The following is a 12,824-nucleotide window of genomic DNA, read 5'->3' on the forward strand; positions in this document are numbered from 1 at the left end:
CGGCAGTTGATCGGCGACGTGTGGGAGTGGACGGCGAGCGACTTCCTGCCCTACCCGGGGTTCAGGGCGTTCCCGTACAAGGAGTACTCGGAGGTGTTCTTCGGGCCGGAGCACAAGGTGCTGCGCGGCGGTTCGTTCGCCGTGGACGCGGTGGCCTGCCGGGGCACGTTCCGCAACTGGGACCTGCCCGTCCGGCGGCAGATCTTCTCCGGGTTCCGCACGGCGCGTTCGGAGGACGTCTGATGTGCCGTCACGTGGCGTACGTGGGGCCCGCGGAGCCGCTGGGCGAGTTGCTCGTGAAGCCGCCGCACGGGCTGTACCGGCAGTCCTGGGCGCCCCGGCGGCAGCGTTACGGCACGGTCAACGCCGACGGCTTCGGCGTGGGCTGGTACGCGGAGGGCGATCCGGTGCCGGCCAGGTACCGGCGGGCCGGACCGGTGTGGGCGGACCTGTCGTTCGCGGATCTCGCCCGTGTCGTACGGACCCGGGCGCTGCTCGCGGCCGTACGGGACGCGACCCTGTCGGGCGCGGACGCGGAGGCCGCGGCGGCGCCGTTCGCGGCCGGGACCTGGCTGTTCAGCCACAACGGGGCGGTGCCGGGCTGGCCGGGGTCGCTCGCGCCGCTGGTGGCGTCCCTGTCCGCCGAGGACGTGCTGTCGCTGGAGGCCCGCAACGACTCCGCCTTCGTGTGGGCGCTGGTGCTGGCCCGGCTGCGGGCCGGTGACGAGGAGGGGCAGGCGCTGGCCGACACGGTCCTGGAGGTCGCCGCGGCGGCCCCCGGCTCGCGGCTGAACCTGCTGCTCACCAACGGCGACACCGTCACGGCGACCGCCTGGGGCGACACGCTGTGGTACCTCACCCGGGCCGGCGGCGGAACCGTCGTGGCCTCCGAGCCCTACGACGACGATCCGCACTGGCGCGAGGTCCCCGACCGCACCCTGCTCGCGGCGAGCCGTACGGACGTCCTGCTGACCCCGCTCAAGGAGCCCCTCACGTGAGTCCGTTCCATGTCACCCGCACCCTGCCCGAGGACACCACCGACGCGGCCCTGCGCGCCGACGTCCGCGAGGGCCTGACCGGCAGCCCCAAGACGCTGCCGCCCAAGTGGTTCTACGACGCGCGGGGCAGTGAACTCTTCGAGGAGATCACCGCGCTGCCCGAGTACTACCCGACCCGCGCCGAACGCGAGATCCTGCGCGCCCGCGCCGGTGAGATCGCCGCGGCGTCCGGAGCCCGCACCCTGGTCGAGCTGGGCTCCGGCTCCTCGGAGAAGACACGGCACCTGATCGACGCCCTGACCGGGCTGCGCGCCTATGTCCCCGTCGACGTCAGCGAGAGCGCCCTCACCCTGGCCGGGCGGGCGCTGGCCGCCGAGCGGCCGGGGCTGGACGTGCACGCGCTGATCGCCGACTTCACCGCCCTGCCGGCCCTGCCCGACACGCCGGGGCCGCGGCTGGTGGCGTTCCTCGGCGGCACCATCGGCAATCTGCTGCCGGCCGAGCGCGCCGCGTTCCTCGCCTCCGTCCGCGCCCTGCTCGCCCCGGGCGACGCCCTGCTGCTGGGCACGGACCTGGTGAAGGACGAGCGGGTGCTGGTCCGGGCGTACGACGACGCGGCCGGTGTGACGGCCGCGTTCAACAAGAACGTCCTGACCGTCATCAACCGGGAGCTGGGCGCCGACTTCGACCCGGACACCTTCGACCATGTGGCGCTGTGGGACGCCGGGCACGAGTGGATCGAGATGCGGCTGCGCTCCCGTACCACGCAGACGGTGAAGATCCCCTCACTGGGACTCGCCGTGGACTTCGCGGCGGGCGAGGAACTGCGCACCGAGGTGTCGGCGAAGTTCCGCCGGGACGGAGTGCGGGAGGAACTGGCGGCCGCCGGGCTGGAGCCGGCCCGGTGGTGGACGGACGGGGAGGCGCGGTTCGCGCTGTCCCTGAGCGTCGCACGCTGACGGGAGCGGTGCCGGGCCGCGCGTCGTCCTAGTCGAAGGCCAGTGCCTCGGTGATGCGGCGCGCGGCGCGCCCGGCCTCGGCGGCCGGGTCGGACCCGGTGAGCACCTCGGTCATGTACTCCTTGATCGGGTTGTCCGCCTCGACCGCGCTCCACCGGGGGGTGCCGGGGGTCGCCCGGCCCTGTGCGGCTCCGGCCGCCATGGCCGCGACCCCCTCCTCCCCCTTCACCGAACCGGCGAGTCCGGCCTTGTTGGGGACGTAGTTCATCGTGCGGGCCAGGTCGGTGTTCCACTGGGCGCCGGTGAGCGCGGCGACGACCTCGACGGCGCCCTCCCGGTTGTCGGTCTTGGCCGGGATCACGAGGTCGGAGCCACCGGTGAAGACGGCACCGGGCTTGCCGGCGGTCCTGCCGGGGACGGGGAAGTAGCCCAGCTCTCCCTCGAGTTCCGGGTTCTGCTTGAGGATGGCGCTCGCCAGTCCCGGTACGGCCACGATCTGGGCGACCTCGCCCTCGGCGAACACGCCCGCCTGCGGCGGGTGTTCCTCGTCGGCGTCGGCCGGTCCGTCGCCGAGGGCCTGGAGCCGGCGGTAGAAGTCCATGCCGCGCAGCGCCTCCGGACTGTCCAGCGCGCCGCGCCAGACGCCGTCCCGCTCCTTGGCGAGGTCTCCGCCCTCCTCCCAGATGAAGCCCGCGAGCGTGTACCAGTCCTGTCCGGCGAGGTAGATGCCCTGGTCGCCGCCGGTGTCGAGCTTCTCGGTGAGGGTGAGCCACTCGTCGCGGGTCTTCGGCGGGGCGGTGACGCCGGCCTGCCGGAAGAGGTCCTTGCGGTAGATGACGACACGGTTGGCCGCGTACCAGGGGATGCCGTACTGCTGGGAGCCCCACTGGCCGGGTTCGGCGAGGCCGGGCAGCCAGTCGTCGCGGCCCCAGTCGCGCATGGACTCCAGGGTGAGGTCGAGCAGTCCGTCGCCCTCCGCGTACGTGGCGACCTGGGTGTTGCCGACCTCGATGACGTCGGGGCCGTCCTCCTCGCCCGTCTTCAGCGCCTTCTGCACCTTCTCGCCGATGCCGGTCCATTCCTGGATGCGGATGTCGAGGTCGAGTCCGGGGTGCTCGCGCTCGAACTCCTCCGTGAAGCGGTCCAGGTACTCCTGCGAGGCGCTGTGCCGCATCAACCACACGGTGACCGTGCTCCGTTCGGCGTCGCCGGGCATCAGTCCACAGCCGCCGAGCAGGGAGGCGGACACACAGACAAGGGCGAGCAGACGGCGTTTCACGAAGGGTCCTGTTTCTGTCTGACGGACAGGGCGGGTCCCGGCGTGGGGGGCGAGCGGGGCTCGGGCGGGTCCTCAGCATCTTGGTATGGACCAATGCTCAGGTCAAGGCCGTCAGGCGAACGGGGCCGCCGTCTCGCGCTCCGCCGCGGTGTGGGGCACGGTGGAATGAGGCGAGAGGAGCACGTGCATGTCGAATCACACCTACCGGGTCACGGAGATCGTCGGCACCTCACCCGACGGTGTCGACCAGGCCGTACGCAACGGCATCGAACGCGCTTCGCAGACCCTGCGCAATCTGGACTGGTTCGAGGTGACCCAGGTGCGCGGCCAGATCGAGAACGGGCAGGTCGCGCACTGGCAGGTGGGGCTGAAGGTCGGCTTCCGGCTGGAGGGGACGGACTGAGCCCGAGCCGGGGTCCGGACGGACGGGGTCAGGTCCGTCCTTCGCGCTCCTGCGCGTCCTTCAGCTCGCCGGACGGGGCCGTCCAGCGGGCCTGTACGACGGTGAAGCCGGCCCGCCGGGCGTCCAGGCAGACCAGTTCGTCGTCGTCCACGAGCACGCGGACGTCCCGGGTGCGGGCGAGGCGGCGCAGGATCGCCAGCTTGGTGTGGCGGGCCGGCCGGCGGTCGGCGTCGCCGCGCATGTGCACGTCCCCCTCGGGCAGTTCCTGGGCGGCGAGCCAGTCCAGCGTGTCGCGCCGGCAGCGCTCGGGGCGCCCGGTGAGGTAGACGATCTCGCACTCCCGCGCGCTCTCGTGGACCAGCGCGATGCCCTCGGCGAGCGGGGGGTCCTGCGGCGCGGCGGCGAAGAAGGCGTCCCAGTCGCGGGGCCTGCGCTCCAGGAAGCGCTGCCGGTGCGCGGTGTCGGCGAGGGTGTTGTCGAGGTCGAACACGGCCAGCGGCCGTTCGTCGCGGTCGGTCACACCGCCCAGCCTAGGGGGTGTCGTTTGGATCAGGTCGGCTCCAGTGAGCGGTGCCTCATAGCCGAGTCGAGCGGGGTCTGGTGGTGGGGGCACCTCCCACGCCCTTCAGGCAGTGGGGGAGCATCGCAAGGCGGAGGAGGGCGCCAGGGCGGAGCCCTGGCAACCGACGACAACGCGGCGAGGTGCGGCACCAGACCCCCGCGACCCCGACAAGATCCAAATGACACCCCCTGGACGCGGGGCGTGCGGAATCCTGGGGGCCACCGGGTGTTGAACCCGGTATGAGTTCCGTGATCCGCTCGGCCCGCTTCTCCGTCCTCGACCGCTCCCGCATCCGTGAGGGGCACACCGGCCCCGAGGCGCTGCGGGACACCGTCGGCCTGGCGCGGGAGGTGGAGCGGCTCGGCTACCACCGGTTCTGGGTCGCCGAACACCACGGGGTACCGGGGGTCGCCGGTTCGGCGCCGACCGTGCTGGCCGCCGCCGTCGCCGGGGCGACCCGGACCATCCGCGTCGGCACCGGCGGGGTGATGCTGCCCAACCACCGGCCGCTGGTGGTGGCCGAGCAGTTCGGGGTGCTGGAATCGCTGTTCCCGGGCCGCGTCGACATGGGCCTGGGCCGGTCGGTCGGCTTCACCGACGGGGTGCGCAGGGCGCTGGGGCGCGGCAAGGACGACGCGGAGGACTTCGCGGCCCAGCTCGACGAGCTGCTCGGCTGGTTCCGGGGCACCTCTCCCACCGGGGTGCACGCCCGGCCCGCCGAGGGTCTGACCGTGCCGCCGTTCGTGCTCGCCATGGGCGAGGGCGCCACGATCGCGGCCCGCGCGGGCCTGCCGATGGTCATCGGCGACCTCCGCGACCGGGACAGGATGCGACGCGGCATCGACCACTACCGCGACCGGTTCCGCCCTTCTCCGTGGGCGAGCGAGCCGTACGTGGTCGTCTCCGGCACGGTCGCGGTGGCCGGTACCCCCGAGGAGGCCCGACGGCTGCTGGTCCCGGAGGCCTGGTCGATGGCGTACTCCCGGACCCACGGCAGCTTTCCGCCGCTGCCGCCCGCCGAGCGCGTCGAGGCGCTCTCCCTGAGCGCCAAGGAGCGCGGCTTCTACGAGTCGGGGCTCAGCGGCCAGTTGGCCGGCACCGAGGACGAGGTGGCGCACCGACTGGAGGCGGTCCTGGAGGAGACGGGCGCGCAGGAGGTGCTCGTCACCACCAGCACCCACGACCGTGAGGCGCTGCTGGACTCCTACCGGCGGCTCGCCGCGATCGCCGGGCTGGACGGCGGCACGGCGACGCGCCGGTGAGGCGACACCGGCGCGTCAGGGGGTGCGGACTACTCGCGGCCTCGCTTGGGGACGTCACGGCCACGGCGGCCGGACTCCTCGTCCATCTCCGTCTCGGCCTCGATGCGCTCCTTGCGGACCCGGCCGCGGACGGTCTCGTCAGCGGTCTTCTCCTCCGTGGTCATCCGGACCCGCTCGACCGGCACCGCCTCGGTCTCCACGACCGGGCGCTCCTCGTACAGCGTGACCTCGTGCTCGTCCTCCTTGAAGGCCGGGCCCGACATGGCCTCGCCGCGGTTGGCGTCCGTGATCGGCTCGCGCTCCACGCGGACTTCCTCGTGGCGCACCGGCACGGTCTGCTGGACCTCCTCCGTGACCACGTACTTGCGCAGCCTGGCCCGTCCGGTCTGATGCCGCTCGACGCCGACGTGCATCCGCTCCTCGGAGCGGGTCATGGCGTCGTCGCCGGGTCCCCGGGTCCGGGCTTCGCCCCGGCGGCCCGCGGTGCCCGCGGTTCCGGCCGCGCCCGGTGCCGTGCGGGAGGTGTCACCCCGGCGTCCGGTCGTGCCCGCCGCACCGGCGGCGCCCGCCGTACCGGCCGCTCCGGCGGCTCCCGCCGTACCGGCCGTGCCCATGCCGGGGGACCGGTCGCGTTCGCCGGGCTCGGTCAGCACGGAGCCCCAGTCGATGCCGTAGTAGTCGTACAGACGGTGTTCCTCTTCCACCGACAGGTGGCCGCCCGCGTCGATGTCGACGTTGGGCGCGTCCTTGATCTTGTCCTTGCGGTAGGGGACCTCGAGGTGGTCCTTCACCAGGGCGGCGTCACGGATGGGGACGAACGACTCGTTGGAACCGAACATGCCCGTTTTGACGGTCACCCACTCGGGGCGTCCGCTGGCGTCGTCGAGGAAGACGTGCTTCGCGTCGCCTACCTTGTTCCCGTCCCCGTCGTAGACGGGATGATCCAGCAGGATCGAGATCTCTTCGCGGGTGATCATCTTCCATCACCCTCCTTTCGAAGGTCGCCTCTCCCGGTTCTCCCGGATCAACTACAGAAAACGGCATAAAAGGAATAAAAGGTACTTAATTTTCCACAGTGCTCACCCGCGGTGACCGCTCTCGTGTCCCGCGGCCGCCTCCGGCTGCGCCGCGCGGGCCAGGGCCCGGCGGTCGAGGTGGCTCCCCGGCGGGACGGGAGCCCGCACCTCGACCTCCGCGACCACGCCGCGGGCCGACGCCACGCGCCACAGCGAGGCGAGGAGCGTGTCGTCACCGACGAAGGCCGGTGCGGTGGCCGGGGTTCCGCACGCGCTCCGGTAGCGGATGCGCACCGGCTGCACCGGCACCCGGGCGTCCAGCGCCGCCTGGAAGACCGCGCGGCGGAAGTGCCCCCGGGCCGGGCCGCACCAGGTACTGCCCTCCGGGAACGCCGCGACCGCCGCGCCGCCGCGCAGGACCCCGGCGAGCGCGGCGACCGTGTCCGGCAGGGCGCGCAGCCGGTCACGGTCGATGAACAGCACGCCGCCGCGCGCCGCCAGCGCCCCCGCCACGGGCCAGCGCCGCACCTCCGCCTTGGCCAGCATCCTGGCCGGACGGACCGCCGCGAGCAGCGGCACGTCCAGCCAGGAGATGTGGTTGGCGACGAGCAGCAGTCCGCCCGTGGGCACGGCGGCCCCGGCGATACGGACCCGGACCCCTGCGGCCCGTACGATCCACCGGCACCACCGGCGCACCACGCCGTCCGGGATCCACCGCCCGAGCGGGAGCAGCACGATCCCGGCGAGGACCAGCAGGCCCACCGCCGCCAGCCGCAGCACCGCCGGCGGTACGGCCGCCGCGGACGCCGTCGGTTCCACACAGCCCCGCGGGGTGCAGGGCGCGCTCGGCAGCCAGACGCTCATCAGGCGGGGACGAGGGAGAGGAAGTGCCGCAGGTAGCGGGGGTTGACCCGGTTCATCGGCAGCAGCACGTAGAGGTCGGCGACACCGAAGTCCACGTCGTGCGCGGGCTCGCCGCAGACCCAGGCGCCGAGCCGGAGGTAGCCGCGCAGCAGGGCCGGCAGCTCGGAGGGCGCGGCGGGTGCCGAGGTGCTCGGCAGCCAGGGCAGCAGCGGGCGCACCCGGTACTCCTCGGGTGCGAGGTGCCCCGCCCGCACCCGGTCCCAGGTGGCGGAGGCGAGCGCGCCTCCGTCGGCCAGCGGGACGGAGCAGCAGCCGGCCAGCCAGGCGTGGCCGCGGTCGGTCATGTAGCGGGCGATACCGGCCCAGATGAGTCCGATGACCGCGCCGTCGCGGTGGTCGGGGTGCACACAGGAGCGGCCGACCTCGACGAGGGACGGCCGTATCGCGTCGAGTCCCGACAGGTCGAACTCGGCCTCCGCGTACAGCCGCCCGGCGATCCCGGAGCGCTCCGGCGGCAGCAGCCGGTAGGTGCCGACGACCTGGCCGCTGACCTCCTCGCGCACGAGCAGGTGGTCGCAGTAGGCGTCGAAGGGGTCGACGTCCAGCCCCGGCTGCGGGGTGGCCAGCAGGGCGCCCATCTCCCCCGCGAAGACGTCGTACCGCAGCCGCTGGGCGGCACGCACGTCCTCCTCGTCGCGGGCGAGGGTGACGGTGTAGCGGGTGGGGGCGGCGGGCCGCGGGGGGTGGTCGACGGTCAGTACGCCGGTCATGGCTCTCTCCTGATCACGCGCCGGAGCGGGGGCGGGGACACCCCTGTTCTCCCGACCGGGGTTGGCGTGTACGTGTCCGGAGCCGGGAGCGCGGATGTGGAGATGCTGAATGACCGGAGCGGAAAGCGAGACGGGGCCGGGAGGAGCACCTCTCCCGGCCCCGTCCGTCCGCACCTTTCGGCGAACGTTCAGTGCGGCGCCCCGAAGGGGCGCGGGGCTGTATCGATGTGCGGCTCAGCCACGTGGGCGCGACAGGCCGCGGACGGCCCGCGGCCGGGCGACAGCCTGCCGCCGCACGGCGCTACCGCTTGCTCACCTTGCGCGTGGCCCGCAGCCATTCCTTGTTCATCCCCGTGATGGAGGTCAGCGGAATCCCCTTCGGACAAGCGGTCGCGCACTCCCCGGCCAGGGTGCACCCCCCGAACCCCTCCTCGTCCATCTGCGCCACCATGTCCAGCACCCTGGTCTCCCGCTCGGGCGCCCCCTGGGGCAGCACATTGAGGTGATTGATCTTCGCGGAGGTGAAGAGCATCGCCGCACCGTTGGGGCAGGCCGCCACACACGCCCCGCACCCGATGCACTCCGCGTGCTCGAAGGCGAGGTCCGCGTCCGGCTTCGGCACAGGCGTCGCATGGGCCTCGGGAGCGGAGCCGGTCGGCGCCGTGATGTAGCCGCCGGCCTGGATGATCCGGTCGAAGGCGGACCGGTCGACCACCAGGTCCTTCACGACCGGGAAGGCGGACGCCCGCCACGGCTCGACGTCGATGGTGTCGCCGTCCTTGAAGGACCGCATGTGCAGCTGGCAGGTGGTGGTGCGCTCGGGCCCGTGGGCGTCGCCGTTGATGACGAGGGAGCAGGCCCCGCAGATGCCCTCGCGGCAGTCGTGGTCGAAGGCGACCGGGTCCTCGCCCTTGAGGATGAGCTCCTCGTTGAGGGTGTCGAGCATCTCCAGGAAGGACATGTCGGGTGAGATGCCGTCCACCTCGTACGTGGACATGGCGCCGTCGGCGTCGGCGTTCTTCTGCCGCCAGACGCGCAGGTTGAGCCTCATGCGTAGCTCCGCTGGGTGGGGTGGACGTACTCGAAGACCAGGTCTTCCTTGTGCAGGACCGGAGCCTCGCCGGTGCCGGTGAACTCCCAGGCGGCGGCGTAGGAGAACTCCTCGTCCCGGCGCGCGGCCTCGCCGTCGGGGGTCTGCGACTCCTCGCGGAAGTGGCCGCCGCAGGACTCGGAGCGGTGCAGCGCGTCGAGGCACATCAGCTCGGCGAGCTCCAGGTAGTCGACGATGCGGTTGGCCTTCTCGAGGGACTGGTTGAACTCCTCGCCGGTGCCGGGGACCTTGACGCGCCGCCAGAACTCCTCGCGGATCTGCGGGATCCGCTCCAGCGCCTTGCGCAGCCCGGAGTCGGTGCGGGCCATGCCGCAGAACTCCCACATGAGTTCGCCGAGTTCCCGGTGGAAGGAGTCGGGGGTGCGGTCGCCGTCCACGGACAGCAGCAGGTTCAGCCGGTCCTCGGTCTCGGCCAGCACCTCCTGCACCACCGGGTGTTCGTCGGTGACCTCGTCCTGGTGCGGGGTGCGGGCCAGGTAGTCGTTGACGGTGGCCGGGAGGACGAAGTAGCCGTCGGCCAGGCCCTGCATCAGCGCGGAGGCGCCGAGCCGGTTGGCGCCGTGGTCGGAGAAGTTGGCCTCGCCGATCGCGAACAGGCCGGGGACGGTGGTCTGGAGGTCGTAGTCGACCCACAGTCCGCCCATCGTGTAGTGCACGGCGGGGTAGATCCGCATGGGCACCTCGTACGGATCCTCGTCGGTGATCCGCTGGTACATGTCGAAGAGGTTGCCGTACTTGGCCTCGACGGCCTTGCGTCCCATCCGCTTGATGGCGTCGGCGAAGTCGAGGTAGACGCCCTGGCCGCCGGGGCCCACTCCCCTGCCCTCGTCGCAGACGTTCTTCGCGGCGCGGGAGGCGATGTCGCGGGGGACGAGGTTGCCGAAGGAGGGGTAGACGCGCTCCAGGTAGTAGTCGCGCTCGTCCTCGGGGATCTCGCTCGGCGGCCGGTCGTCGCCCTTGGTCTTCGGCACCCAGATCCGGCCGTCGTTGCGCAGCGACTCGCTCATCAGCGTCAGCTTGGACTGGTGGTCGCCGGTGCGCGGGATGCAGGTGGGGTGGATCTGGGTGAAACAGGGGTTGGCGAAGTAGGCGCCGCGCCGGTGCGCCCGCCAGATCGCGGTGGCGTTGGAGTTCATGGCGTTCGTCGACAGGTAGAAGACGTTGCCGTAGCCGCCGCTGGCGAGGACGACGGCGTCCGCGAAGTACGTGTCGATCTTCCCGGTGATCAGGTCCCGGGCGACGATGCCGCGGGCCCGCCCGTCGACGACGATCAGGTCGAGCATCTCGGTGCGCGGGTGCATCTCGATGTTGCCGGCCGCGATCTGCCGGCTGAGCGCCTGGTAGGCGCCGAGGAGCAGTTGCTGGCCCGTCTGGCCGCGGGCGTAGAAGGTGCGGGAGACCTGGACGCCGCCGAAGGAGCGGGTGTCGAGCAGTCCGCCGTACTCGCGGGCGAAGGGCACGCCCTGGGCGACGCACTGGTCGATGATCTCGACGGAGATCTGCGCGAGGCGGTGGACGTTGGACTCGCGGGAGCGGAAGTCGCCGCCCTTGACGGTGTCGTAGAACAGCCGGTGGACCGAGTCGCCGTCGTTGCGGTAGTTCTTCGCCGCGTTGATGCCTCCCTGCGCGGCGATGGAGTGGGCGCGGCGCGGGGAATCCTGGTAGCAGAACTGGACGACGCGGTAGCCCTGTTCGGCGAGGGTGGCGCCGGCCGAGCCGCCCGCGAGACCGGTGCCGACGACGATGACGGTCTTGCCGCGCCGGTTGGCGGGGTTGACCAGCTTGGCCTCGAAGCGGCGCTTGTCCCAGCGCTCGTGGACCGGTCCCGCGGGGGCCTTGGTGTCGGTGACCGGCTCGCCGGTCGCGTACTCGGTGTAGGAAGTCATGGTCAGCTCACCACTCCGGTCATCACGCCCACGGGTACGGCGAGGAAGCCGGCCGTGAGCAGCAGCGCGAGGGCATTGGCGGTGGTCTTGAGGGCGCGGTCGCGGGTGCGGCTGCCGACGCCGAGGGTCTGGGCGGCGCTCCAGAAGCCGTGCCGGATGTGCAGGCCGACGGCGAGCATCGCGACGATGTAGATGACGTTGCCGTACCAGGTGGAGAAGGTGTCCACGACGTTCTGGTAGGGCTTGCCGGTCTCGAAGCCGCCGGAGTGCACGGTGCCGGTGGTCAGGTCGAGGAGGTGCCAGACGATGAACAGGGCGAGGATGACGCCGCCCCAGCGCATGGTGCGCGTGGCGTAGCTCGCCCGCGCCTTCCTGTGCACGTACTTGCTGGGGCGCGCCTTGATGTCGCGGCGGCTGAGCTGGTAGGCGGAGACGGCGTGGGCGATCACGGCGACGACGAGGACGACGCGGATGATCCACAGCGTCCACTCGTAGTGCATGAACGGTTCGCCGACGGTGCGCAGCCAGTGGGCGTAGTGGTTGAACTCGCCGGCTCCGAAGAAGATCTTCAGGTTCCCGATCATGTGGGCGACCAGGTACAGCAGCATGACGATGCCGCTGACCGCCATCACTGTCTTCTTGCCGACGGTCGAGTCCCACACGGTGCGTGCCATGGACGGCCGTCGGTCCGTCCGCGTTGCCAGAGCCATGTCACCAGACGCTAGGGCCGGAAGGCCCCATCGGTCCAAGACATGGTGCGGCTCGTTTCGATAGGGCAAGCCTATGATGGGGTCGTGCAGTTCCAGCAGCTCCAGTACTTCGTGGCCGTCGCCGAGACCCGGCACTTCACCCGGGCCGCGGAGCTGGTCCACGTCGCGCAGCCGTCACTGTCGCAGCAGATCAAGGCGCTGGAGCGGGAGCTGGGGGCGGACCTGTTCCGGCGGGCGCGCGGGAACATCACGCTGACCGACGCGGGCGAGGCGCTGCTGCCGCTGGCCCGGCGGATCCTCGCCGACGCGGACACCGCCCGGCACGAGGTGCAGGAGGTGGCGCAGCTGCGCAGCGGGCGGGTGCGGCTGGGCGCGACACCGAGCCTGTGCACCGGACTGCTGCCGGACGTGCTGCGCGCCTTCCACGACCGCTACCCGGGCGTCCGGCTGCTGATCGAGGAGGGTGGCTCCCACGACCTGGTGCGGGAGCTGGCCCGCGGGGCGCTGGACCTGGCTCTGGTGGTCCTGCCGCTGCCGACCCCCTCCCCCGCGCTGACCACGGTGGAGCTGCTGCGCGAGGACCTGGTGGTCGTCTCCTCCCCGGACGTCCCGCGGCCGGGACGGGGCCGGCGCACCGTGCGCATCGCCGATCTGGAGGGCGAACGCCTGGTGATGTTCCGGCACGGCTACGACCTGCGGGAGCTGACGGTGGCGGCGTGCCGGGCGGAGGGTTTCGAGCCGGAGTTCGCGGTGGAGGGCGGGGAGATGGACGCGGTGCTGGGCTTCGTACGGGCGGGGCTCGGGGTGGCGGTGGTGCCGAGGATGGTAGCGGCTCGCTCCGGCCACGGACTGCGCGTCACTCCGCTGGCCCGTCCGGGCCTGTACCGCACCATCGCCCTGGCCCACCGCAGCGACGTGGCCCCGCCTCGGGCGGCCCGCGAGCTGCAGCGGATGCTGCTGGAGCGGTGAGCGAACCGCGCCCGGACCCGGCGCGGGCCCGGGCG

At 72.2% G+C, this 12,824-nt stretch carries 14 protein-coding genes; 6 read left to right on the top strand and 8 right to left on the bottom strand.

Going from position 1 to position 12,824, the window contains the following annotated elements:
- The 3 genes from ACF1DX_RS15430 to egtD form a co-directional block, all read left to right on the top strand.
- The coding region (locus tag ACF1DX_RS15430; protein ID WP_391791678.1) for an SUMF1/EgtB/PvdO family nonheme iron enzyme at window positions 1-243 on the top strand (243 nt) is incomplete at its 5' end.
- The gene (egtC, locus tag ACF1DX_RS15435) at window positions 243-998 is read left to right on the top strand and encodes an ergothioneine biosynthesis protein EgtC (RefSeq protein WP_391791679.1); all 756 of its coding nucleotides are present in this window, start codon (window positions 243-245) and stop codon (window positions 996-998) included. The genes ACF1DX_RS15430 and egtC, both read left to right, overlap by 1 nt.
- Window positions 995-1,957: an L-histidine N(alpha)-methyltransferase gene (gene egtD / locus ACF1DX_RS15440; protein WP_391791680.1), complete on the top strand. Its 963-nt coding sequence runs from the start codon at window positions 995-997 to the stop codon at window positions 1,955-1,957. Before egtC ends, egtD begins: the two co-directional genes overlap by 4 nt.
- Window positions 1,958-1,985: 28 nt before the next feature.
- On the opposite strand, the gene ACF1DX_RS15445 is transcribed toward egtD, so the two are convergent.
- Window positions 1,986-3,236 (bottom strand): extracellular solute-binding protein, encoded by a 1,251-nt coding sequence (locus ACF1DX_RS15445; RefSeq protein ID WP_391791681.1) that lies wholly within the window; start codon window positions 3,234-3,236, stop codon window positions 1,986-1,988.
- Window positions 3,237-3,423: 187 nt separating this feature from the next.
- On the opposite strand from ACF1DX_RS15445, the gene ACF1DX_RS15450 reads away from it, so the two are divergent.
- The gene (locus tag ACF1DX_RS15450; protein WP_030864002.1) at window positions 3,424-3,639 is read left to right on the top strand and encodes a dodecin; all 216 of its coding nucleotides are present in this window, start codon (window positions 3,424-3,426) and stop codon (window positions 3,637-3,639) included.
- Window positions 3,640-3,667: 28 nt separating this feature from the next.
- Here the strand turns inward: ACF1DX_RS15450 and ACF1DX_RS15455 are convergent, their stop codons facing one another.
- A complete protein-coding gene (locus ACF1DX_RS15455) occupies window positions 3,668-4,159 on the bottom strand; it encodes a hypothetical protein (RefSeq protein WP_391791682.1) in 492 nt (163 codons plus the stop codon).
- 281 nt (window positions 4,160-4,440) lie between these two features.
- Between ACF1DX_RS15455 and ACF1DX_RS15460 the strand changes: the two genes are divergently transcribed.
- Entirely contained in the window at window positions 4,441-5,463 is a 1,023-nt protein-coding gene (locus ACF1DX_RS15460) for an LLM class flavin-dependent oxidoreductase (RefSeq protein ID WP_391791683.1), read from the top strand.
- Between the two features lie 29 nt (window positions 5,464-5,492).
- On the opposite strand, the gene ACF1DX_RS15465 is transcribed toward ACF1DX_RS15460, so the two are convergent.
- From ACF1DX_RS15465 to ACF1DX_RS15490, 6 genes are all read right to left on the bottom strand, one after another.
- Window positions 5,493-6,440 carry a DUF2382 domain-containing protein gene (locus ACF1DX_RS15465; protein WP_391791684.1) on the bottom strand — a complete coding sequence of 316 codons (948 nt, stop codon included), beginning with the start codon at window positions 6,438-6,440 and terminating at the stop codon, window positions 5,493-5,495.
- 102 nt (window positions 6,441-6,542) lie between these two features.
- Window positions 6,543-7,343, bottom strand: a complete 801-nt coding sequence (locus ACF1DX_RS15470; RefSeq protein ID WP_391791685.1) for a lysophospholipid acyltransferase family protein — start codon at window positions 7,341-7,343, stop codon at window positions 6,543-6,545.
- On the bottom strand, window positions 7,343-8,113 hold the full coding sequence (locus tag ACF1DX_RS15475; RefSeq protein ID WP_391791686.1) for a GNAT family N-acetyltransferase: 771 nt from the start codon (window positions 8,111-8,113) through the stop codon (window positions 7,343-7,345). Before ACF1DX_RS15475 ends, ACF1DX_RS15470 begins: the two co-directional genes overlap by 1 nt.
- A gap of 301 nt (window positions 8,114-8,414) precedes the next feature.
- Window positions 8,415-9,164, bottom strand: a complete 750-nt coding sequence (locus ACF1DX_RS15480) for a succinate dehydrogenase/fumarate reductase iron-sulfur subunit (protein ID WP_391791687.1) — start codon at window positions 9,162-9,164, stop codon at window positions 8,415-8,417.
- Entirely contained in the window at window positions 9,161-11,110 is a 1,950-nt protein-coding gene (locus ACF1DX_RS15485; protein ID WP_391791688.1) for a fumarate reductase/succinate dehydrogenase flavoprotein subunit, read from the bottom strand. The genes ACF1DX_RS15480 and ACF1DX_RS15485 overlap by 4 nt, the downstream gene beginning before the upstream one ends.
- Window positions 11,111-11,112: 2 nt before the next feature.
- Entirely contained in the window at window positions 11,113-11,784 is a 672-nt protein-coding gene (locus tag ACF1DX_RS15490; protein WP_391791689.1) for a succinate dehydrogenase, read from the bottom strand.
- A gap of 120 nt (window positions 11,785-11,904) precedes the next feature.
- Between ACF1DX_RS15490 and ACF1DX_RS15495 the strand changes: the two genes are divergently transcribed.
- Window positions 11,905-12,789: a LysR family transcriptional regulator gene (locus ACF1DX_RS15495; RefSeq protein ID WP_391791690.1), complete on the top strand. Its 885-nt coding sequence runs from the start codon at window positions 11,905-11,907 to the stop codon at window positions 12,787-12,789.
- Window positions 12,790-12,824 lie beyond the last annotated feature (35 nt).

It is taken from the genome of Streptomyces sp. NPDC014676, from assembly GCF_043084105.1.
Taxonomy (GTDB): Bacteria; Actinomycetota; Actinomycetes; order Streptomycetales; family Streptomycetaceae; genus Streptomyces.

Bases quoted from the DNA above. Each gene is read 5' to 3' on its own strand.
- egtC (WP_391791679.1), top strand. From the start codon at position 243: ATGTGCCGTCACGTGGCGTACGTGGGGCCCGCGGAGCCGCTGGGCGAG.
- ACF1DX_RS15450 (WP_030864002.1), top strand. From the start codon at position 3,424: ATGTCGAATCACACCTACCGGGTCACGGAGATCGTCGGCACCTCACCC.
- ACF1DX_RS15460 (WP_391791683.1), top strand. From the start codon at position 4,441: ATGAGTTCCGTGATCCGCTCGGCCCGCTTCTCCGTCCTCGACCGCTCC.
- ACF1DX_RS15465 (WP_391791684.1), bottom strand. From the start codon at position 6,440: ATGATCACCCGCGAAGAGATCTCGATCCTGCTGGATCATCCCGTCTAC.
- ACF1DX_RS15470 (WP_391791685.1), bottom strand. From the start codon at position 7,343: ATGAGCGTCTGGCTGCCGAGCGCGCCCTGCACCCCGCGGGGCTGTGTG.
- ACF1DX_RS15475 (WP_391791686.1), bottom strand. From the start codon at position 8,113: ATGACCGGCGTACTGACCGTCGACCACCCCCCGCGGCCCGCCGCCCCC.
- ACF1DX_RS15480 (WP_391791687.1), bottom strand. From the start codon at position 9,164: ATGAGGCTCAACCTGCGCGTCTGGCGGCAGAAGAACGCCGACGCCGAC.
- ACF1DX_RS15485 (WP_391791688.1), bottom strand. From the start codon at position 11,110: ATGACTTCCTACACCGAGTACGCGACCGGCGAGCCGGTCACCGACACC.
- ACF1DX_RS15490 (WP_391791689.1), bottom strand. From the start codon at position 11,784: ATGGCACGCACCGTGTGGGACTCGACCGTCGGCAAGAAGACAGTGATG.